This window comes from Nocardia sp. NPDC003963 (assembly GCF_053605105.1).
The window spans coordinates 266,138-288,629 of record NZ_JBSGIP010000003.1 but is presented as its reverse complement, the minus strand read 5'-3'; the positions used below and the strand labels follow the sequence as shown (position 1 = coordinate 288,629).

The following is a 22,492-nucleotide window of genomic DNA, read 5'->3' as shown; positions in this document are numbered from 1 at the left end:
CCGGATGGTGTGATAGTCGGCGCATTCGGTTGGCGATGGATCCTCATGGTCAACCGGGGCCGTCCTTCCGGTTTGCGGAATCACAGGTCGTCCGGAGCCCGGGGATCTGTTCTCGGTTCGTCGGCTGGTGTGGCTATTGCGTCGGGTGGAAGTTTGCGGGGCGGGTAGATCGGATACGGGTGGTGGCCGAACAAGTAGTCGCGGAAGGCTCGCAGATATTCGTGCTGTTGTTGTTGATCGACGAACTCGGTCGTGCTCGGGTCGAACCAATCGCTGGGCGGCGGTCGCCGTGCGATCACGTAGTCGAGAGCTTCGCGCACCATGTCCCCGTAGCTCGCCTCCCCGGCGATGGCGTTGCGCAGGTCGGGTGCGTAACGCCACATCTGATCGCCGAGATGGGCGTAGGGCAGGTTGCCGACCGGCCACAGCAGACTGTCGACATGCGGGATTTCGTCCCACCACTCCGGCAATGGATCGGGGCGCACGGTGGCCCCGGCTCGTCCGGGTGAATCGGTGAGGCGTCTCGGGCCGCGGGCGGGTACGGCAGGGTTTCGGCCGACGCCGCGGGGACGCCAGAACGGCCCGGTCCGCAGATTGCTGGGCGGATACCAGACGCCGCGCCACACCGGGACTCCGAGACCGGGTGGGTTCACCGGAGGTCTCTCGGCCAGTGAGATGTCGACCGTGATGTGGCGTACCGGGGGTAGTTCGGCGTCGTGGGGGAGCAGATCCGCCGCCATCGACAAGCAATCGCGTTCGTCGAATCCGGTCACACCGACGCCCTCGATCAGCTGTGGCCAGCGGAATGGGTTGTGCTCCATATCGAATTCGATCCAGTACCGCCGCACCGTGGGCATATGCGCCCTCCTCCCATGAGGCTCACCGCCGAGCGCTTGCCACACGATACCGATCTCCGAGCGGTACCTCCGCTCGATAACAGCGCGACGAATCCCGTTCCTGCCCTGGTCGATCAGGTAGAACAAACCCCATCCGCGTCGGTGTGCCCGTATGAGTATCTCTCCCCAGTCGTATAGCAATGTCGCGACGCTGTCGAAGTCCTCGAGCCAGGTGTCTTGTTCGAGTTGAGCGGTGATCACGGGTCGCAGGTCTTCGATCCGGTCGCGGCTGCGCCGCCAGAGTCGCGTCAGTTCGGCGACTTCGGTCGGAGGGAAACCGTAGACCCCTTTGACGCCGCAGGGGACCATGGCGGCCAGGTCTTCGTCCCCCTCGTAGGGAGGAGGCGGCTGATATACATCTCCAGCTGTCCTATCAGCTCGTTCGGAGGTGCAGTCCGTCGGGCAGCGTGTTCCACCAGGTCTCTCGAATAGAAATGGGGTTCGTAGGAACCGCTCGCCGCGAACCCCAGGAATTCACATCTGGCATACCATCGATCGGCGATGGCCCGTTCACATTCGGTAGGACCTCAGGGCATCGAGCACCACTGCCCGTTGCGCCGGTGGGCCGATGGTGATCCGGAGCAACCCGTTCTCGGAGATGCCGGTGATCGCCCGCGTCAGGATTCGCGCCCGGGCGAGGTGGGCGTAGAGCGCCGCCGCCGGCGCTGTGGGACCGCACTGCACAGTGATGAAGTTGGTCGAGCCGGGGAGTACGCGGTAACCCATTGCGTCGAGCTCCCGCGTGTAGTGCGCCCGCCCGGATGCGGTCCGGTCGAGGGTTTCGTCCCGGTGCCGGGTCGCGTCCAGGGCGGCGAGGGCCGCCAGCTGTGCGACCCGGCCGACACCGTAGTGTTCCGCGGCAGCGCGAAGCTCATCGAGCAACGCGGCGGCACCCAGCGCGTAGCCCACCCGCATGCCGGCCAAGCCGTACACCTTGGAGAAAGTCCGTAGCCACAGCATCCGGCGCTGCACGATGTCGTCTGCCCCGAGTCGGCGCCCGGGCTCCAGGTACTCGGTATAGGCGCCGTCGACGATCAGCAGCGTGTACTCGGGTAACGCGTCGGAGAGGGCGAGGATCTCGTCGGCGCCCAATGCGGAACCCGTGGGATTGTCGGGCTCGGCCAGGTACACGACAGCCGCCCGGTCCCGCGCGGCTCGCCGGACCAACGCGGCACTGTCCACCTGCAGATCCCGGTAGGGAACCGTTTCGATACGAGCGGCCACGCCGGCCGCGAAATATCCGAAGGTGGCGTAGGTTCCGGCGGTGGTCACCACTACCCGTGACGCGGCGAACCGGCGGCAGATATCACCGAGCAGTCCGTCGATGCCGGTGCGGACATGGACTTGGTCGAAGGACGCGCCGGTGGTCCGTGCCAGCGCGTGGCGCAGGTCGTAGTGCTCGCAGTCCGGATAGTGGTGCGCCTGCGCCGCGGCGTCGGTGATTGCCGCTACCACCTCGGGTGCCGGTCCGAACTCGTTCTCGTTCGCGGACAGACGGCCCCGGGGAACCCAACCGTTCGACCTGCTCACCATCTCTGTGGAAGGGAACGGGTTGGCCGCGGGCGAACTCATGCCGTCCGTCCTACCTCGAGACGGCAGATCTTCGTGGCGAGGTACTCGTTGTATCGGCGCATGGCCAGCATGCGCAGCGCGCCGCCGGCCATCAACTCGGGCCCGGCCGCGGGCTCGGCGGCGACGATGGGCAGCACGATACCGTCGAGCCATTCGGGGCCGTGCTCGGCGTCGCCCTCGATATGGCTGACGAAGAACTCGAAGTCGACCTCCGGCCGGTAGCCGAGGCGGTGCATCCCGCGAACCACACAATCGTCACGGTCGACATCGAACAGTTCCGGCATCGCGAGGCTCCCCAATGCTTTGAACAGGTGCCGGCGATTACAGCCCAGCAGGAAGTAGAGATTGTGGCCGGCGTAGGGTCGCCAGTCCTCCCATACCGGAACGACCGGCAGCTCCACGCCGAGTGTCGCCAAACTACGGGAGAACAGTTGGGTGTGTGAACGCGAGCGGTCCCCTTTGCCCGCCTCGTCCCAGACATGACGGCTGATCTGGTTCTTCACCGATTCCATGAAGTGTGGCTGGGTCAAGGTGATCGCGTCATAGAAGCGGTAGTTCAAATATCCGTCTGCCTGGATGAACTCGGCGAGTTGTGCCGCGGTGGCCGTGTCCGCGAGGTAGTTCTCCACCAGTGAGTCGAGGGTGCTCCGTCGAGCTGCCTCGGACAGGAACCACGTTCGGACGAATTCCGGTGACGTCGCATCTGCCGTGGCGGGCAGGTCGGCGGCCACCTCGGCCAGGTCCGCGGCCAGCACCCGCTCCTCGTATATGCACCGGAACTCGTTGAGCCAGCAGCTGCGTTCGTGCCGGGCGGCCGGGCCGAACGGATGTCCGATCAACATCTCGTAGACGGCGTAGGCGCTGCGGTGCACATCGAGCAGGGCGGTGCAGTCGCCGTCGGCCAGTCCCGCCGACAGTGTCTCGTCGAGCGTTGTGAGCAACTGCTGGTGCTCGATCCGGCTCCCGTGGTGATCGACCCGCCCACGCAGACATCGGCCCAGCCAGAACTCGACGCTATCGGCGGCGACCTCGGCTTCGGTGCGCAGCACAATGGCTTTCGGTGGTACTCGCTCGAAGTCGTCTACTGCCATGATCCGATTCCTTCCCGCCCCCGCGTGTTTCGCGCGACTGTGGGGCGACTCCGCTGGATATGCGCTCGGAGATCGTTGCCGTGTGGCTCATTCGGGGTCCGGATACCGCACCCGCCGGCCCGTCCAGTTGACAAAGCTGAGGACGCGAGTCCCGGAATCGTCGATTTCGTGGCGCGGATACTCCTCGAGGCCGGCGATCAAGGGAACGGTGTATTTCCCTGTGGCATGCGGGAGCACGTACTCGGGTACCGCGGGATTGGAAATATGCCGACGGAGGGCCCGGACGATCCGGGTTCCCTTGTCGATCGGTACCGCGAACAGCGCGGACTCCGGGCTGTGCGGCATGAAGTGGTACAGGTAGCCGGCGTGTACCCCCAGCCGGTAGAGGCTCATCGACAGCTCGCGCATGGTGGTCACCTCGTCGTTGACCCCCGCCAGCAGTGGCACATTGGCGAACAGGATCGGCACGGCGCTCTGCAATCGGCGCACCGCGTCGGCGAAGTCCGGAGTGATCTCGTTCGGATGACTGATGTGCAATCCGAACGCCTGCACCCGGTGCCGACCGAGGACATCGACCAATCCCGGACCGATACGGAACGGATTGAAGGTCAAGGCTCTGGTGTGTACCCGCACCACCAGGTCCGGTCGCACGGCCCGCACTTCGGCCAGCACGCCGTCGAGCTGCTCATCGCTGTGCATGAGCGGCTCTCCGCCGCTGAAGATGACCTCTTCGACGGCCGGGGTCTTCCGGACGAACTCGAGTGTGGCTTCCCAATGCCGACGGTCGAACGACGCCTTCGCGGAGTCCTTGTCCAGCGTACGCAGCGCCTCGTAGCAGAATTGACAGTACGCGTGGCAGACATTCGCGTACCGGACGATGATGCGATTGTCGTATTTGCGTTGCGCGATCGGCGTGACCATCTCTTCCGGCAGCTCCCAGTTCTCGGTCTCACCGTCGTATCCGTACGGATGCTCTTCGGATGTCTCGATCGGTATCACCTGGCGCCACAGCGGATCGGCCGGATCCGGCGCACCGGCCGAGTCCCGACGGACGAGGCTCAGGTAGTACGGCGTCACCTGGAATCGCCGGGTCGCGGTATGGCGATCGATGAGATCCAGGATTTCTCGTGCGCACCCGGGAAATACGTCGGCCAACTGCCGCGAGCTGCGTATCGCGTTGCGCTGCTGCCATTTCCAGTCTGTCCAAGCGGTCCGATCGGCGTGTTCGACATCGAGTGTTACGGACATGCGGACTCTCCTCGTCGGGTCGATATCGCGGTGTGCACCGGGACGGCCTCGGTCACGGTGACACCCTCCAGCAGTTGCCGTGCCGCTCCGGCCGCCCGAGTACGCAACTCGTCGAGCGCCTCACGCGAGTAGAACGCGGAGTGCGGGCTGAGAAGTACGCGTGGATCCGATCGGATCCACGCGGGTAGCTGTGGTTCGCCCTCCACCACGTCCAGTGCCGCGACTCCCGGGCGCCCGGTTGACAGCGCTTCGCGCAGTGCGTCGATATCGACCAGCGCCCCTCGTGCGGTGTTGACGAGCGTGGATCCCGGCGTCATCCACTGGAGCTCCCGCGTACCCAGCAGATGATGGGTCTCCTCGTTGAGCGGAGTGTGCAGACTGACGACATCACTGTCGGACAGCAATTCCCGCAAGGTCGGTCTCCGGAGCAGGCCCAGCGATTTTTCGATCCCGGGATGGGCATACGGATCATGAAACGTGATGCGCATTCCGAACGCGGCGGCCCTGGCGGCTACGGCCAGTCCGACGCGGCCCAGGCCGACCACCCCCCATGTCGCGCCGCGTAGCCGCCGTATACCGGTGATCGTCCGCCAATCCCAGCCGCCGTCGCGGACATGGCCGGCCGAGTCGGGAAGCCGCCGCCAGGCAGCGAGGAACAGCGCGAGCGTATGGTCCGCCACTTCTTCGGTCCCGTACTGCGGAATATGATAAACGTCGATCCCCGCGTCCGCGGCGGCGCGAATATCGACGTGGTTGTAACCGACGCTGGCGCAGATCACCGCCCGGCAGTGTGCCGACCGCTCGAAGAATTCCCGATCCAGACCGACGTGGTGCCACAGGATCAGGTACGGGTCGCGGATATCCAGGAGCGCGTCACGAGAATCAGGGTCGATGAGGTACTTGGTGACCGCGCCGGCGCCGCCGATAACGCGTTGTTCGAGGTCCAGTCGCTCGACATATCCCCCCGACGGTGCATCGACGACGGCAACCGTACCGCCCGCCCCATTCGTGTGTGCGGGGCCGCGCCCCGAGCTCGTAGCTCTCATTACACCCTCACAAGATCGGTATATCGCAAATACCTCGGCGTCGCGATGAATTCGCCGCCCGGATCCCGGTGCTCAGGGTCCGGCGATCGCTTACGGCGCAGTTCTGATAGAGCCGATGACGTCGACTCTTTGTTTCTCGGTGGGCTGAATCGGTGATATCGGCGGATGAGCCGTTGACGAATCGGGATATCGGTCCGGGTGAGGTGTCGGAAGATCGGGCATCGAAGCCTCCCGGTTATCGGCGAAAGCCGCTGACCGGGGTAGCTGCGCACCGTGGTCGTCCCGCTGTGCGCGCTGCCGGTGGAAGGCCATTTCGACTCTTCTGGGTAGCACCGACCAACCAAACGTACCCCCAAATAGCGGCTCGATCAACGGGGGTGAGGAAATTCGGCGGTCGAATCACGAAGGGGCCGGGCGTTTTCCGTGTGCCGCTCCCCGGTGTCGCCACACTCTTGTCGGTACCCCGGGCCGGCCGTCCGAGCCTGGGCAGATCGACCGGAATCGCAGCTGCCGGCGCATGAACAGGGGGTTGCCCGGGCTCGGTGTGAAAAAACCCCGGAATGGGTGTGCGGCGAGGGCTACCGTGGTGGCACAGCGGGCGGTGCGGCAGTCGAGGCGACCCCGAGGATGTCGCCTGTGCGACTTGTGCACAGGTGACAAGATATCGCACTCGAAATGTTCTCGGGGCACGAAGTTTCAACGATGTTCGATGGATTCGATGTCGGATATGAACCGCTTCAGTATGGTGATTCGCGCCGACGTATTTCGTAATCCGACGACTGAACCGAGAATGCGGAGCGTTCTGCTGATCCGCGGTCGCGATGTGTGAGCCGACTCATGGGTGAGACGCCTTCGGGTCCGGAATATCGATAAATGGGAGTATGTCGGATTTTGCTCTCGAACAGCCGCGGAGGGCATCCGCAAAGATGTTTCCATAGTTGGGAGTGCTGTCGAATGGACATCGCCGAAGCCGAAACCAGCCCCGCCCGGGGCTGTCGGTGATGGGTGTGAGGAGTGTCGACGCGTAACTCGAAGGTGCCGACGTCGAATGGGTTCGGCAGCAGTCGGAAGAGTTCGTCCAGCAAACAGAGCCACCCGGTGACACGGTCACGGCGTGGGCCGCGACCCGTACCGCGAATTGGTCCGGTGCACTGCGAGCTGGTACTCGTGGATGACACCGACCACCGTGAGAAACCCGGCGGCGAACACGGTGGCCCGGCCGACGTCGGTGAGCGCGTAGGCCGTACCGATCGGGGGCAGTCCTATGACGCACGCCGTCACCAGCGATCCCGCTGCTATGGCAGCGGCGACGCCCGTGCGCGCCGGGTTGAACACTGCCGACAGGACCAGACCCGCATAGATCACGAGCAGTATGAGCGGAAAAATGCCATCGCCTGCCAGCACCGCGTCCCATTGTGACCGAGTGGCCCGCGACGAGCTCTCCGGCTCCCACGGGTTGACGAACGTGAGCATCGGCACGAGAAATGCGGCGACTGCGTACAGGCGGGCGTACCCGGCGAATCGGAGCCGCTCGGTCTCGGCGGGGGTCATGAGTCCTCCTCGGTGGGGGCGCAGGTGACGCTCACCGCAACGACTGCGACAGGAGAGTCCAGCCGTTTCCACTGAATCTCATTCCGTCAGCCGGATCCGGGCTTCGAGGACACCGGTCGCCCATCCACTGGCAACCTACTGCACTATCGGAAGTGGAGCAGGCCATCCCCTATGTGCGCCGCCCTTCGGTACAGACCGTCGGTCTTCGCGCCCGCTTGCCGCGGTTCTATTTCGGCGATCAGGCGGACACTCTGCCCGACACGGGATTTGCGGAACTGCGCCACCGCGCGACAGTGTTCAGTTCTGACCGCGGGCTCTTCGCCACCACTGCCGGCCTCGATTGGTTGTGGGACCCTGCCGCCTGTGCGGGGCATTTTCGCAGGGGCCTCCGGGTGGAAGCCAGGTGAGATCGTCCATCCGCTCGGCCGTGGCTATTTCGTCGGGAGGCCGGGAGAGCGGCAGGATGTAGGGCGTGACGGTGGGGGTGGGACGACGAATCAACCGACGGCATCGGGATCGAGAGTCGATGCTGTCGGTTCGAACGACGCTGAGCGACAACGATTATCCCGCAACTGTCGGATCGGGTCGATACCGTACAGGTACCACCGGAGATCAGTACGCGCCGGCGATGGGCAGCGGTGGCGGCTGGTAGGCGTCGGCGAGATCTTGATCGCCGGTCGACTGGGCGATGAGCAGCTGTGTGGTTTCGACGAGATGATCGCGCATGGTGCCGGCGCTGCCGGCGGGATCGCTGTTGCGTAGTGCGGTGAGAATGCGCTCGTGCACGATGAGAATATCGTCGAGCGTGCGGGTCCGGGTGGTGGACAGTCCCCGGTCGAGCATTTGCATCCGGGTGTTCGCGGTGACATCGACCACCCTGCCGTTTCCGGCGGCATGCAGGATCGCAGCGTGGAAGGCGATATCGGCCTGCTGGAAATCCGGTTCGCTGCCGGCCTCGGTCGCCCGCTTCATGGCCGCGAAGGCCTCTTCGACGGGCTGCAACAATGCGGGTGTCATCCGGGCGGCCGCACGGTGCGCCGAGGGCACCTCCAGCAGCATCCGCAGCGAGTAGATCTCCTCGATATCGCGGGTCGATATCTCCAGGATGCGCACCCCGCGACTGCGTTCGAATTTGACCAGTCCGCTGCTGGCCATGCGCTGGAACGCTTCACGGACCGGTGTCCGCGAAACGCCCAGTTTGGCGGACAGTTCGACCACCGAGTGCAAGGTGCCGGCCGGTAGTTCGCCCGCCTGGATCGCACGCAGCAGTTCGCCGTAGACCTGGTCGGTCAACGAGGTCTGCTCCGGCACGAACGCGCTCATCGAAGACGTCCCCTAATCTCCTCGGTCAGCATTACCGTCTCACCATAGCCGATATGTTGCATGCATCATGCTCCTCGCGGTAGCTCCTCACAGGAAGGAGAGATCGGCACCTTCGCCGGCGGGTAGGACGGTGTCCTGGTAGAGCTTCTGCCAACCCCGTGTCGCACGTGCCGGCGGGGTGAAGGATTCCAACCGCCTTGCGATCTCGTCCGGTTCGACGAGTAGCTCGAGGGAGCGGGCCGCGACATCGAGACTGATCATATCGCCGTCGCGGACGATGGACAGCGGGCCGCCCGCCGCGGCTTCGGGGTCGCAGTGCAGCACCACTGTGCCGTAGGACGTGCCACTCATCCTGGCATCGGAGACCCGGACCATATCGCGGATACCGCGTTCGGCGAGTTTCGCGGGGATGGGCAGCGCACCGGCCTCGGGCATACCGGCGGCGATCGGACCCGAATAGCGCAGGACCAGAACATGATCCGGGGTGACGTCGAGATCCGGGTCGTCGAGGATCCGGGTCGCGTCGGCGGGGTTGTCGACCACGATCGCGGGCCCGGTGTGCTTCATCAGATGCGGGCTGGCGGCCGAAACCTTGATCACCGCGCCGTTGGGGGCCAATGAACCCTTCAGTACGGCGAGGGCGCCGGGGGCGCCCAACGGTTCGTCCAGCGGGCGGATGGTGCTCTGCCACTCTTCGCGTTCCCTGGTCTCGGCCACGAGTTCACGCAGCGGCCGGCCGCCGACTCCCACATGATCGAGATCGAGGAGCGGGGCCAGTTCCTTGAGCAGTGCCGGTACACCGCCGGAGCGGTGGAAGTCCTCCATATATCCGGTGCCGGAGGGCTTGCAGTCGACGAGCAGGGGGGTGTCCGCGCCGATGGTGTCGAAATCGCCGAGTGTCAGTTCGATTCCGGCGCGGCGGGCGACCGCGATCAGGTGGATCAGGACGTTGGTGGAGCCGCCGATCGCCGCGAGGACCCGGATCGCATTGTCGAAGGCCGCACGCGTCATCACCTCGCGGGGCAGCGGGCCGCCGGTGCGGGCGAGTTCGACAGCGCGCCGCCCGGTTTCGGTGGCATGCCGCAGCCGGGCACCGCTCACCGCGGGCGGGGTCGCGCCGCCGGGCAGCATCATGCCCAGGGTCTCGGTGATCGAGGCCATGGTCGACGCGGTGCCCATCACTGTGCAGGTGCCCGCGGTGGTGACCAGCTCGTTCCGCACCGAGGTGATCTCCGCGCCGTCGAGTTCGCCGCCGCGATGCCTGCCCCAGAACCGCCGGCAGTCGGTGCACGCGCCGAGCCGCTCCCCGCGCCAGCTGCCCGTCATCATCGGCCCGACGACCTCCAGCATCACCGGGATATCCGACGACGCCGCCGCCATCAACTGTGCCGGAACGGTCTTATCGCAACCACCGAGCAGGACGGCGGCGTCCATCGGCAGGGCGCGGATCATCTCCTCGGTGTCCATCGCCATCAGGTTCCGGAACAGCATGGTGGTGGGGGAGGTGAGGATCTCCCCGAGCGAGATGGTGGGGAAATCCATCGGCAGTCCGCCGGCCTGTTCGACCCCGCGGCGCACCGCCGCCAGCAGGGCCGGCATATCCCGGTGGCAGGTGTTGTAATCCGAAGAGGTCACCGCGATGCCGACGATGGGCCGCTCCAGGGATTCGTCGTCGTAACCCGCGGACGCGAGGAACGCCCGCCGGAGGTAGCGGCTGAACCCGATATCACCGTAGGAGGTCCGGCTGCTGTCGACAGCGGACCCGCCGTTGTAACCCGGTGTCGCCGACGCGGGGGCCTCGGTCGGATCGGTGTGTTCGGGCATGGGAGCCCCTTTCGTGGCTGCGGGCGAACCGGCATCGGATCGCGCGTGGAGAGTGGTATGCGCCGACGGCTGCGATCAGCTCAGCAGCGGCATCGCGAGCGGTCGCATCGGAGCCCCGGTGGCGCCGCGGATCTTCATGCTCGCGGCGATGAACGCGAACTCGTAGAGCTGTTCACCCGCCAGCGCCTCGCAGTCGACGACCTCCATGATCGGCACGCCGGCCTCGGCGAGCAGATAGGTGTGTACGACCTGCCAGTTCTCGGCGTCGGCGGCGGGGGACTGTTCGAGCGCGAGGGTATCGCCGCCGATCACACTGGCCCCGGCTTCGGCGAGGAACTGTGCGCCGTCCCGGTCGAGGCCGGGCGCGTTGTCGATATAGGCGTCGACGTCGGGCCAGGCCCGCATCCGGCCGGTACGAACCAGCGCGACATCACCGACCCGGAATTCGCTACCCTGCCGCTTCAGCGCGGCCGCGAGATCCTGCGCGCCGATACCGTAGTTGTCGGGGACGACATCGACGCCCAGTAGTGCGGCGATATCGAACAGCACGCCGCGGGCGATGATCGGCGGAAACTTATCGGCGCCCGCCTTGGTCCAGTGTCGGGAACTGATGCACTGGGCCGCTTCGAATCCGTTGAAGATCTTGCCGTGGTATCCGAAGTGATTGAGCGTGTCGATATGGGTGCCGCAGTGGGTGTACATCGACATCGCGTCACCCGAATACGAGACGAGCGCGTTCTGTTCGGCGCCGACTCCGGTGATGTCGTCGAGTACGGTGCCCGCCGGCGTATGCGTCATCCACTGCTGGAACCCCGGATCGCCGGCCTTGGTCCAGGACGGCATCCCGGTGAAGTAGTCGACCGACAGATCGAGCACCCGGCCGCCGTCGGCCGCGCGCAAGACCTCGCGCGAGGTCTCGGCGTTTATGAGGTTGAGCATCCCTATCTCGTCGTCGGGCCCGAACGGGCTCATGGTGACCTGACGGAACTTCGCCGCATGGGCCGCGATCGTGGCCCGCGCGCGTTCGTCGACGAATCCTGGTCCGCACATTGTCGGCCTCCTCGGTTCTGTTGTCGGGGTGCTAGTTCCGGTGTTCGGTCAGGGCGCCGTACTGTTCCGGCCGCCGTGCCGCGAAAACGGGGAGCGCGAATTCCGGTTCGTCGAATTCCAGTCGTTTGATCCGGGCGCGCGCCGGATCGATCTCCGCGGTGACCACCCCGGGGGCATCGCCGGCATCGACGAGAACGTCCCCGCCGGGATCGATGATCTGGCTGCGACCGAGGAACCGGGTGCCCGCCTCGGTGTCCGCGCGATCGGCGACGGCGAGGTAGAGCAGATTCTCGACGGCCCGGACCCGGGTCATGTGGTCGGCGAGGAAATGCGAGGCCAGCGGCCAGTTGGTGGGCATCGCGACAACGTCGGCGCCGGCCAGGGCGAGCGCGCGGGCCGATTCGGGGAACCGCAGATCGAAACAGATCATCAACCCGACCCGGATCGGGCCGATATCGATGACGCGCGGTTCTTCGCCGTCGCCGGGGTCGACGAAGTTGTCGGCGCCCAGTTCGGGCAGATGTTGTTTGCGGTAGCGACCGGCGATACCGTCCGGCCCGACGAGGAGCGCGGTGTTGTACACCCGCTCCCCATCGGCTTCGAGCAGTCCGACGACGGCGTGGACGCCGGTCCGGGCGGCAGCCTCGAAGATCGGCGCCATGCGTGGATCCGAGACCGGAACCGACGCGGCGAGTACCTGGTCACGGGCAGTGAACATATAGCCGCTGAGCCCGCATTCGGGAAAGACGATCAGGGTGTCCCCGGAGCGACCCGCGTCCAGGATCGCCTGCGCGACAGTCGCCACGTTGGCCTCGATATCCCCGCGTAGCGAGGGGATCTGGGCAACGGAAACGCGCACGGGGGCGGCGGGCACGGCGGAGTCGGACACGGGTGAGTCGGACATGGGGGTCCCTTCTGGATCGAAGCTCGATTGAGGTTGACATGCTGCATGCAGCATGTCAACCTACTCGACACGTCACGTGTTGCATGCAACATGCTCAATCAGAATGGAATACCCATGACCTGCCAAGTCGTACTGGTCACCGGGGCAGCCGGTGGTATCGGAGCAGCCACGGCGCGGCTCCTCGCGGAGCGCGGAAGCGATATCGTGCTCGTCGATCGCGACGCGTCCGCGCTGGAATCGGTATCCGCGGCGGTGGTGTCGGCCGGCGCGCGTGCTCTGGTCCGGGCCGCCGATGTGACCGACGAACACGCGGTCGCGGCCGCCTTCGCCGCCGCCTACGAGCAGTTCGGTCGGGTCGACGGTCTCGTCAACAGCGCCGCCACGATGATCTCGACTCCGCTGATCGATACGACTGTGGCGGAATGGAATTCCGTACTGTCGGTGAACGTCACCGGAACGTTCCTCACCTGCCGGGAGTTCGTCCGCCGACTGCGCGCGACCGGCCGTCCCGGCGCCATCGTGAACCTGTCCTCGATCTCCGGATCGGTGGCACTGCCGAACCAGGCCGCCTATTGCGCGTCCAAGGGTGCGGTCGCCCAGCTGAGCCGGCAGATCGCGGTGGAGCAGGCGCCGCACGGAATCCGGTGCAATGTGGTCAGCCCGGGTTCGGTGGCGACCGATCAGCTCGCCACCTATCTGGCCGCCCAGCCGGATCCGGCGGCAGCGCGCACCGATCTCTGGGCCGCGCATCCGATCGGCCGGATCGGCGAAGCCGACGAGATCGCGGCGGGTATCGCATTCCTGCTCGGTGCCGACGCCGGCTTCGTAACCGGTGCGGACCTCGCCATGGACGGCGGTTACACCAGTGTCTGATGCGAATACGGAGAAATCCCCGATAGCGGAGATCGCGGCCGCGAGCTCCGCCGATTCGCCTTCGGCGCCGAACGGGGGAGCGTGGCTGTCCCGGCTGCGCGGCGATCGTTTCCTGCCGGTCGTGGCGATCACCGTCGCGCTGTTCGTGCTCAGCCCGCTGCTGGCCCCCGGCAGCCTGTCGTCGTCCGCGCTGAGCGCGATGCTGCCCTTCGCGGCGATCATGGCGATCGCCGCGCTCGGCCAGACGCTGGTGATCGCGCACGGTGGTATCGATCTCTCGGTGCCCGGGGTCATGGCGCTGGCCGCGGTGTTCGCCACCAAGATCGCCCAGAACGGTTCGCTACCGCTGGTGGCCTGCGTGGTACTGGGAATCGTGTGCGGGGCGGTGTCCGGCCTGATCGTCGGTATCGCCGTCGTCCGGTTCTCGGTGGCGGCGTTCGTCGCGACGCTCGCGGTCAACTCGCTGCTGCTCGGCTTCGTCCTGATCCTGTCCGACGGGTTCCCCGGTAGCGCGGACCCGGCGTTGAGTGCCTTCGCGGTGAGCTCGGTATTCGGTGTTCCGAGCCTGTTCCTGGTCGCGGTCGTCGTGGTCGCGCTCGGCCACATCCTGCTCCGGCATTCGGTACCGGGCCGCCGGTTCATCGCGGTGGGCGCCGGGGTGCCCGCCGCGCGGATACTCGGCCTGCGCACCGCGGCCACCGAGATCTGCGCCTATGTCCTGGCGGGGGTCGCGTACGCGGTGGCCGGCACGCTGCTCGCCGCCTACCTGCGCACACCCGATCTTCGTCTGGGCGACAGCTACCAGCTCACCACCATCGCCGCGGTCGTTCTCGGTGGCAGCCTGCTGCGCGGCGGGATCTCCTCCATCGCGGCCACCGCGGTCGCCGCGCTCTTCCTCACCCAGCTCGGCCAGGTCGTACTCGCCGCCGGGGCGTCGACCGCCGTGCAGCTGCTGGTGCAGGCCGTCGTGCTCGCCGTCGCGGTCGTCGTCCGCGGCATCCCGTGGCGTACCTATCTCCGCCGCCCCGCTACGCGTAGTTGACCCGGCACCGCCGGCTCCAGGCAAGGACTGTCCTCACGTGAAATCACCCCACATTCCCCGCGGCCGGGCCACGGCCCTGCTGGGACTCGCCGCGCTCGCACTCAGCGGATGTGCCGGCGGCCCCTTCTCCGATGCCACCGGAGACTTCCAGATCGACCCGGTCTACCTGGATCGATCGCAGATCGGGTCGGTCGACGAATTCGTACCCATGAGCCGGCTCTGCGGCACCGATACGGTGCGGGTCGCGCTCGCCGACGGCGTGGGCGACAACGCCTTCCGCAAGACCGCGCGTGCCGAGTTCGAGGACGAGGCGCGGAAATGCCCGAATATCGAACTACTACCCTATGCCGACGGGCAGGGGAATCCGCAGAAGGCCATCGGCGATATCAAAGCTCTGGTCGCCCAGGGCGTCGATGCGCTCGTCGTATTCCCCGACGCGGGGCCCGCGCTGATACCCACCCTGCGCGAAGCCTACGAAGCCGGTGTGTCGGTGGTGCCCTATACCGCGAGTCCCGGTGGTGAAGCGGGTGTGGACTACACCGCTTTCGTCGGCCACAACACCGTCAACGACGGGCGGGCGTGGGCGAAGTGGACCTGCGAGACGCTGGGCCCCGGCGGCGGCAACGCGGTATTCCTCGGCGGCACCCCGGGTAATGCGCAGAGCCTCACCGAAATAGCCGGAATCGAAGCCGAGTTGGCCGAGAATCCCGGCTGCGCGGCGGTCACCTTGCTCAACGACCCGGGCGCGCCGATCGATACCGGTTGGAATCCGGCCCAGACGCAGAAGGTCGTCGCGGGCCTGATCACCAAATATCCGAAGATCGACGCGGTGCTCACCGACTCCGGTGATGCCTCGCTCGGCGGGATCCGGGCGTTCCTGCAGGCCGGCCGGCCGCTGCCGATCTGGACCGCCAACGACGTCAACGGTTTCGCCTGCGCTTTCCAGGACAACCACCCGAAACAGCCCGGCTTCCAGGTGGTCACGGTCTCGTCCCGGACCTGGATGGTGCGTCTCGCGCTGCGCAAGGCGGTGGCCGACGCCCAGGGGATCGACGATCCCGAGCCCAATATCGTCGATATCCCGATCGTCGAGAACTCCGTGGATCCGAAGGCGCAGCCCCGGTGTGACCGCGGCCTGCCCAGCAGCGCGGTGCTGTCCTCCGAGCTGTCCACCGACACGCTGTCCCGGATCTACCGGTGAACGCCCCCGCGCCGACCTCGCCCGCGCGGTACCGGTTCCATTCTCATTTCGAAAGGCCCTGCATATGACAACCGTGTCCACCGGTGGTCTGGCTCTGACCGGCGTCACCAAACGATTCCCCGGCGTCACCGCACTCGATTCGGTCTCGTTCACCGCGAAGGCGGGCGAGATCCACGCCCTGATCGGCGGGAACGGCGCGGGTAAATCCACCTTGATGGCCATCGCCTCGGGGGCGCTGGTCGCCGACGAAGGCACCCTTACCATCGACGGTGCCGCGATCGTGAGCGGCTCGCCGTTGGCGGTGCGCGAGCAGGGCCTGGCCATCGCCTATCAGCATCCGGCGATCCTGCCCGACCTCACCGTCGCCGAGAACCTGGTACTCGCGGTCCCGCCCGCGCTGCGACCCGATCTGGCCGCCGCGCACTCGTGGGCCGAACGCGCGCTGGCTCCGATGGGCATGACCATCGATCCGGCGGCGCCCGCCGGCAGCCTGGGGCTGGCGGAGAAACAAGCCGTGGAGATCTGCGGTGCGCTCGCCGCGAATCCGCGCGTGCTGATCCTGGACGAGCCCACCGAGCCGTTCGCCGCGACCGAGACCGAGACGCTGTTCGGGCTGATCCGCTCGCTCGCCGAGACCGGCGTCGCCGTCGTCTACATCAGCCATCGACTCCCGGACGTCTTCGCGCTCGCCGATCGGATGACGGTGCTGCGCGACGGGCGCACCCGCGGTGAATTCGCCGCGGGTGAGGTCACCGAGCGTGAGATCGTCACCTTGATCGCCGGGCGAACCATCGACGCGCTCTTCCCACCGCGTGCCGACGATATCGGGGATGTGGCCGTCGATATCGACGGTCTGAGTGCCGGGCCGCTCACCGGGGCGACCACCCGGGTGCACCGTCGCGAGATTCTCGGGCTGGCCGGGGTGGAGGGCAACGGCCAGCGCGAATTCATCAGGGCGCTGGGCGGTGCCGTCCCGGCCGGCGGCAGCGTGCGGGTCGGTGATGTCGTCGTCGATCTGTCCGATCCGCGGACCGCCCGGGCCGGCGGGATAGTCCTGATGCCACAGGAGCGGCATATCGAGGGCATCGCGCCCGCGCTGTCGGTGCGCGAGAACCTGTCCGTCGCGGCGCTCGGCCGGGTATCACGCGCGGGAATGGTGTCGGCCGCCACCGAGCGGGAGTTCGCCGGTGCGCAGGTCGGTGCGCTCGGCGTGAAAACCGCGACCATCGAAACACCACTCGAGCATCTGTCCGGCGGCAATCAGCAGAAGGTCGTGCTGGGCCGTTCGCTGTTGTCCGAACCCAGGGTGCTGCTGTGTGACGAACCGACCCAGGGCATCGACGTCGGCAACCGCTCCGATATCTACCACCGGCTGCGGGAAACGGCGGACAACGGTATCCCCGTGGTGGTTTCGAGCTCGGACAATGTCGAACTGGCCGGGTTGTGCGATCGCGTACTGGTCTTCTCGCACGGCCGGATCGTCGAGGAACTCACCGGCGACGCGCTGACCGAACACACCATCACCGAGGCATCCCTCACCGCGGGCCGCGGCGAAGCCCCGGCCGCGTCCGCTGCCGTGGCCGTGGGCGGTCGCGGCAGCGCGTTCCGGCGGTTCATCACCGGCCAGCAGGCGCCGAGCCTGGTCCTCGTCCTGGCCGCCGTCGCCCTGGCGACGGTCAGTTACTCGCAGAGCGAACGGTTCCTCTCCGCGTTCAATATCGGCAGTATGCTCGCGCTGCTGGCGCCGATCCTGTTCCTCGCGGCCGGGCAACTGGTGGTGATGCTGACCGGCGGTATCGACCTGTCGGTCGGTCCGCTGGCCGGGACTCTCGTCGTCGTCGCGTCCTTCTTCGTCGTCGAAGGTTACGGGTGGGGGTGGTGGGTGCTCGGTTTCGTGCTGATGGCGGCGCTCGCCCTAGTCGTCGGCCTGCTCAACGGATCCATGATCCGGTTCGCTCGGGTCAGTCCGGTGGTCGCCACCTTGATCACCTATACGGCGCTGCAGGGACTTTCGCTCGTGCTCCGGGACGCGCCGGGCGGGATCATCGCCCTCGATATCGTCGATGTCCTGAACACCCGGATCGGGCCGATTCCGGTGGCGGTCCTGGTGGGGGCCGCCCTACTCGCCGGCCTGGAATACCTGTCCCGGCGCAGTTCCCTGGGACTGCGATTGCGCGGCGCGGGCTCGAACGAGTCGGCGGCCCACTACCGCGGTATCCCGGTCGGGCGGGTCCAGTTACTGGCCTATATCGCGAGTTCGGTCCTCACCGCCGTCGGTGCGCTGCTGCTGATGTCGCAGATCGGCGTCGGTGACCCCACGGCCGGCCTCACCTACACGCTGACCTCCATCACCGCCGTCGTACTCGGCGGCGCCTCGATCTTCGGTGGCCGCGGCAGCTTCATCGGGGTGCTGTTCGGGGTGCTGTTCCTGCAACTGATCGAGAACTCGACGATCTTCCTCGGGCTGTCCCAAGCGTGGCAGTACCTGTTCGTCGGCATCATCGCGCTGGCGGCGACGGCCCTGTACGCACAGGTGCAGCGGCGGACCGCGCGGTAGCCCGATCGTGCGCAGCGGGCGCCACCAGGATGTGGTCCGCGGAGCCACCGCCGATTCGGTGGTGGCTCCACTCGGCTGGACGCGGGAGCACCTCGTCCGGGGCGCGGTACGGCCCAACACGCTGATGTGGCCGTGGCCGTCGAGAGCAGGGTCGCGTCCGGCACCGTTACTTCACTGTCGTGGTCGCCTCGATGGTCCAGCCGAGGTCGTGGCCGGAGAGGGCTTCGAGGAAGTCGGCGGGATCGAATGCCTGCGCGGGAGTGCGTACTCCGGCGGCAGTGTGGCCCGCCGACAATCGGCGGGCTGCTTCGACCGCGGCGACGGCGGTGGTTCCGTAGGTGTCTCGGCCTCGGATGATTCCCCGTGTCCGCCGACCTCGGCGGTCCACGGCGTCGAGCAGGTAGGTGAATTGTTGTGCGGCGCGGTCGTGCTCGGTCGGGCCTGCGGGAAGCTTCGCGATCAGTTCCGGTGTGATGGGTGTTTCGAGGCCGGCTTTCAAGGTTGCCTCCAGCAGGCTTTCGACATGCTCGACCTGCACGTGTCGGGGGATGGTGACCACCTCGCACGTCGGCAGCGCCGCCATCGCGACGGACTGGCCGTCGGGCAGTGTGATCGTCTCGTACCGGGCCGGGATGCCGCTGTGCCAGGCGCCGTTGTCATAGGTCAGCCCGCCCGACCGCATCGTGTCGATCGTCGCCGCCGCCGAGCGCAGCGATCCGCGTGAGAGACCGGCAGTGCCGGTGATCAAGTGGCTGACAGTGATCTCCGCCAGCGGCCCGGTCCGCTCGGCGATCAGGTGCGCCAGCAGGTCGCCCGGCAGGCAGCCGTCGTTGACCGCCGGCACGACCGTGACACCCGCATGCTCGGCGTCGCCGTCGAAGGAATCGAAAACGCCCTTCACATACAGTTGCTCGCCCGCGGTGTCGACGTAGTGGACGCCGGCGGCGATCGCGGCATCGACCAGCACTGCGCCGGAGGTGGTGAACGGTCCCGCACAGTTGATGACGACGTGGCTGCCCCCGATCGCGGCAACGAGAGCGGCACGGTCATCGAGACCGGCCACCCGGATATCGGCGTCGGGAATGCCGACCTCGGCGGCTGCGGATTTCAGCCGCGACCTGTCTCGACCGACGAGCCGGACCTCCATACCGCGGCGGGACAACTCGGCGAGGGTGAGCTTTCCCTGATAACCGTTGGCACCGTAGACGGTGATGAGCATGTCAACTCCAGTGGCCGAATGATTCCGCTGCGCGATCAGCAGCAACTCGAACCTAAAGCCAACGATCTACGACGCTCAATGCGTCAGAATCCAAGATCTATACGAATCTGTCTCGAGCAAATCTTGGTTTGATATTTTCGATGGGGTGGATCCTCTCTCTGATGTGGTGGCCGCCATGCGGATCGGCCAAGCCCATTCGGGCCGGGTCGGCCACCGCGCGCCGTTCGGTTGGAAGTTTCCCGCTTTCGATGCCGCGGGATTCCATGTGGTTCTGGCGGGCACCTGCTGGTTCCTGCCCCCGGCCGCCGATCCGATCGCGCTGCGGCCGGGCGACATTGTTCTGCTCCCGGGAGGATGCGCCCACGGTCTGGCCGACGATCCGGCCACGCCACTACGTTCCGCCGCTACTTCGCTGCTCCGGGTGAACCCGCGGCCGTCCCGACCGGACTCCGCAGCCGAACCGCGACCCGAGGCCGTGCTGCTGTGTGGTGCCTACCTGCTCGATCGAAGCCGGTCCCACCCGATGCTCGCCGATCTGCCCGAGGTCATCCACCTGCCCGCCCCGGAAACCCGCCACACCCCGGTCGGGGTGATCGTCGACCTGCTCGACGGCGAACTCGCCGCCGAGCGGCCCGGACACGATGCCATGCTCCGCTCGCTACTGGATGCCCTGCTGCTGCACATCCTGCGCCGCTGGCTCGACCGCCGAGCCGACACCGGGTGGTCGGCCGCGCTGCACGACCCGGCCGTCGCCGCGGCGCTCTCGGCGATCCACGGCTCGCCCGGACACGGCTGGACCGTCGCCGAACTCGCTGCCCACGCCGGGGTTTCGCGGGCCGGTTTCGCCCGCCGATTCACCGAACTGATCGGCCGGCCACCCATCGCCTACCTCACCTGGTGGCGTATGACCCTCGCGGCCCGGCAACTGCGCGATACCGACACCCCGCTGACCGTCATCGCCCGAGAAGCCGGCTATGCCTCCGAATTCGCGTTCGCCCACGCGTTCAAAAACGAGTTCGACCACCCACCGGGCCGATACCGAAGGAAGAACCGACCGGTCCGACCACCGGATCGGGACCCGGCAGAACCGAGCGGCTCCGCGACTCGCGCAGGCACATACGCCGCCGAATTCGAAAAATAGATTCCGACACTCTCCTCGAAATCGAGCCGGGTGTTCGTCGGCCCCGGCCGACGGGGACATCGGGTGCGCCCCGGTGTGGAGTTCCCGGCCGGGCGTCTGGGCGGTGCCGAGGTCATCCGGTTGCGAACTCCGCTCGCGGCCCGGGCTCGCGGGCGGAGTTCTCGGTCCGGAGTGCTTCGTGGAGCGACTCCACTCGCCATTGCCGCAGTAGTTCGTGGAAAGCGTAGGCGCCGTGCGGATACGCGCCCGCGCCATTGGTCCGGCCGCGGCCCTCTCTGTTGTAGTAGCCCGGTGTGCATTCGGCGTGGAACCACTCGTGGTCGGGCGCGTCCTGCGCGAGGGTTTCGAGCCAGCGATCCTCGGCGGCGCGGGATGGTTCGACGAGGGCGTCCGTGGCTTCGGCTGCCGCGATCAGAGCGGATGCGTGGCGGGCCTGTTCGTCCAGGATATGTGTGAAATTGACGCTACTGGCGTTCTGCTGGGAGCCCATGTGGACCAGGTTCGGGAACCCGTTGCTGGTGAAGCCGTGCAGGGTCCGGATACCGTGCCGGTCCCACGCGTCGAGCAGCAGGGTGCCGCCCCGGCCGCGGACCGGGAGCTTGCCGGAACGGATACCGGACGTACCGACAGAGAATCCGGTGGCGAAGACCAGGCAGTCGAGTTCGTATTCGATACCGTCGACGACGACGCCGTTTTCGGTGACCCGCTCGATCCCGTGCGAGTCCGCCGTGTCGACCAGCGTGACGGTGCCGCGGTTGAATGCCGGATAGTAGGTATCGGAGAACGTGGGTCGTTTACAGGCGTACCGATACCAGGGGGCGAGTTTGTCCGCCGTCTCCGGATCCGTGACCGTCTGCCGGATGCGCTCCCGGATATCGTTCATCTTGACGGCGTCGGTCACTTCGTAGGCGGCTTCGAAGGTTTTCCGGTCGCTGTGCCGTCGAAAGCTGGGCAGCAGTTTCTCCAGCAGTGTTGCCGATGCTGTCCATCCGTCGGCTACGAGATCTTCCTCGACGGCTTCGCCGGAGACGATGCGCAGGAAGTTCTCCCGGCGTTCCCGGGCCCATCCCGCGCGGTCCGCGCCGACGTCCGCGGTCGTCGTCCGGCGGTTGGCGCGCACGTCGACAGTGGAGGGGGTGCGCTGAAAGACGTAGAGGTGTGCGGTATCCGCAGCCAGCATGGGAACCACCTGTACTCCGGTCGCACCGGTGCCCACGACGCCCACCCGTTTGTCGCTGAGTCCGGTCATCCCGCCGTCCGGGGTGCCGCCGGTGTAGGTGTAATCCCAGCGGGATGTGTGGAAGGTGTGGCCCCGGAAGTCCTGGATGCCGGGAATCCCCGGCAGTTTCGGCTCGGTCAGGGTGCCGGTCGCGGTGATGACGTACCGGGCCGTGAAGGCGTCCCCGCGATCGGTCGTCACGATCCAGTGCTCGGTGGTGTCGTCCCAGGTCAAGTCGATGACGGTGGTCGAGAACAGGGCGTCGGGGTAGAGGTTGTACTTTTCCGCGATCCGGATCGCGTGGCACCGTATCTCTTCGCCGGGTGAGTACTTCCATTCCGGCACGTAACCGGTTTCGTCGAGCATGGGCAGGTAGACATGCGATTCGATATCGCAGTGGATGCCCGGGTAGCGGTTCCAGTACCAGGTGCCGCCGAAATCACCTGCTGTGTCGATGATCCGGACCCGCTCCACCCCACGCCGGCGTAGGTGCGCCCCGGCCAGGATTCCGCCGAATCCGCCGCCGACGACGGCGACGTCCACCGTGTCGCGCAGTGACGCGCGCCCGGTCACCTCGCCCGCGTACGGGTCGGCGGCGTAGTAGCCGAATTCGGCCTCGGCGGCGAGGTATTGGCCGGTGCCGTCGGGCCGTATTCGGCGCTCCCGTTCGCGGTGGTAGCGGCGCTTCAGTGCGGCGAGGTCTTCGGGGGTCGGCGCCGGCGCGGACGATGTCAT

17 protein-coding genes are annotated in these 22,492 nt (G+C 66.8%); 5 read left to right on the top strand and 12 right to left on the bottom strand.

The genetic code is table 11. The annotated features are described in order from the left end of the window. Positions 1–80: 80 nt before the first annotated feature. From ACWEWT_RS11905 to ACWEWT_RS11860, 10 genes are all read right to left on the bottom strand, one after another. A complete protein-coding gene (locus ACWEWT_RS11905) occupies positions 81–857 on the bottom strand; it encodes a hypothetical protein (RefSeq protein WP_452558327.1) in 777 nt (258 codons plus the stop codon). A 549-nt stretch (positions 858–1,406) separates the two neighbouring features. Next, positions 1,407–2,468: an aminotransferase class I/II-fold pyridoxal phosphate-dependent enzyme gene (locus tag ACWEWT_RS11900; RefSeq protein WP_452558326.1), complete on the bottom strand. Its 1,062-nt coding sequence runs from the start codon at positions 2,466–2,468 to the stop codon at positions 1,407–1,409. After that, positions 2,465–3,559, bottom strand: a complete 1,095-nt coding sequence (locus tag ACWEWT_RS11895; RefSeq protein ID WP_452558325.1) for an iron-containing redox enzyme family protein — start codon at positions 3,557–3,559, stop codon at positions 2,465–2,467. The genes ACWEWT_RS11900 and ACWEWT_RS11895 overlap by 4 nt, the downstream gene beginning before the upstream one ends. Positions 3,560–3,646: 87 nt before the next feature. After that, on the bottom strand, positions 3,647–4,807 hold the full coding sequence (locus ACWEWT_RS11890) for a KamA family radical SAM protein (protein ID WP_452558324.1): 1,161 nt from the start codon (positions 4,805–4,807) through the stop codon (positions 3,647–3,649). After that, on the bottom strand, positions 4,798–5,853 hold the full coding sequence (locus tag ACWEWT_RS11885) for a C-terminal binding protein (RefSeq protein ID WP_452558323.1): 1,056 nt from the start codon (positions 5,851–5,853) through the stop codon (positions 4,798–4,800). Before ACWEWT_RS11885 ends, ACWEWT_RS11890 begins: the two co-directional genes overlap by 10 nt. Positions 5,854–6,960: 1,107 nt before the next feature. After that, positions 6,961–7,404, bottom strand: a complete 444-nt coding sequence (locus tag ACWEWT_RS11880; protein WP_452558322.1) for a hypothetical protein — start codon at positions 7,402–7,404, stop codon at positions 6,961–6,963. A 612-nt stretch (positions 7,405–8,016) separates the two neighbouring features. Continuing rightward, entirely contained in the window at positions 8,017–8,727 is a 711-nt protein-coding gene (locus tag ACWEWT_RS11875) for a GntR family transcriptional regulator (protein WP_452558321.1), read from the bottom strand. Between the two features lie 87 nt (positions 8,728–8,814). Continuing rightward, entirely contained in the window at positions 8,815–10,551 is a 1,737-nt protein-coding gene (locus tag ACWEWT_RS11870) for a dihydroxy-acid dehydratase (RefSeq protein WP_452558320.1), read from the bottom strand. Positions 10,552–10,626: 75 nt separating this feature from the next. Beyond that, positions 10,627–11,601 (bottom strand): cyclase family protein, encoded by a 975-nt coding sequence (locus ACWEWT_RS11865; RefSeq protein WP_452558319.1) that lies wholly within the window; start codon positions 11,599–11,601, stop codon positions 10,627–10,629. A gap of 31 nt (positions 11,602–11,632) precedes the next feature. Beyond that, positions 11,633–12,505: a carbon-nitrogen hydrolase family protein gene (locus ACWEWT_RS11860; RefSeq protein ID WP_452558318.1), complete on the bottom strand. Its 873-nt coding sequence runs from the start codon at positions 12,503–12,505 to the stop codon at positions 11,633–11,635. Between the two features lie 114 nt (positions 12,506–12,619). On the opposite strand from ACWEWT_RS11860, the gene ACWEWT_RS11855 reads away from it, so the two are divergent. The 4 genes from ACWEWT_RS11855 to ACWEWT_RS11840 all read left to right on the top strand — a co-directional run bounded on the left by ACWEWT_RS11855 (position 12,620) and on the right by ACWEWT_RS11840 (position 18,178). Next, positions 12,620–13,378 (top strand): SDR family NAD(P)-dependent oxidoreductase, encoded by a 759-nt coding sequence (locus ACWEWT_RS11855; protein ID WP_452558317.1) that lies wholly within the window; start codon positions 12,620–12,622, stop codon positions 13,376–13,378. Beyond that, the gene (locus tag ACWEWT_RS11850) at positions 13,371–14,420 is read left to right on the top strand and encodes an ABC transporter permease (protein WP_452558316.1); all 1,050 of its coding nucleotides are present in this window, start codon (positions 13,371–13,373) and stop codon (positions 14,418–14,420) included. Before ACWEWT_RS11855 ends, ACWEWT_RS11850 begins: the two co-directional genes overlap by 8 nt. Before the next feature lie 37 nt (positions 14,421–14,457). After that, complete coding sequence (locus ACWEWT_RS11845) at positions 14,458–15,621, top strand: substrate-binding domain-containing protein (protein WP_452558315.1); 1,164 nt, start codon at positions 14,458–14,460, stop codon at positions 15,619–15,621. A gap of 64 nt (positions 15,622–15,685) precedes the next feature. Next, positions 15,686–18,178, top strand: a complete 2,493-nt coding sequence (locus tag ACWEWT_RS11840) for an ATP-binding cassette domain-containing protein (protein WP_452558314.1) — start codon at positions 15,686–15,688, stop codon at positions 18,176–18,178. Between the two features lie 166 nt (positions 18,179–18,344). Here ACWEWT_RS11840 and ACWEWT_RS11835 read toward each other — a convergent pair whose 3' ends face one another. Next, positions 18,345–19,397, bottom strand: a complete 1,053-nt coding sequence (locus ACWEWT_RS11835) for a saccharopine dehydrogenase NADP-binding domain-containing protein (protein ID WP_452558313.1) — start codon at positions 19,395–19,397, stop codon at positions 18,345–18,347. A 145-nt stretch (positions 19,398–19,542) separates the two neighbouring features. On the opposite strand from ACWEWT_RS11835, the gene ACWEWT_RS11830 reads away from it, so the two are divergent. Then, complete coding sequence (locus ACWEWT_RS11830; protein ID WP_452558312.1) at positions 19,543–20,538, top strand: AraC family transcriptional regulator; 996 nt, start codon at positions 19,543–19,545, stop codon at positions 20,536–20,538. Between the two features lie 112 nt (positions 20,539–20,650). Here the strand turns inward: ACWEWT_RS11830 and ACWEWT_RS11825 are convergent, their stop codons facing one another. Then, a complete protein-coding gene (locus tag ACWEWT_RS11825) occupies positions 20,651–22,492 on the bottom strand; it encodes a flavin-containing monooxygenase (RefSeq protein WP_452558311.1) in 1,842 nt (613 codons plus the stop codon).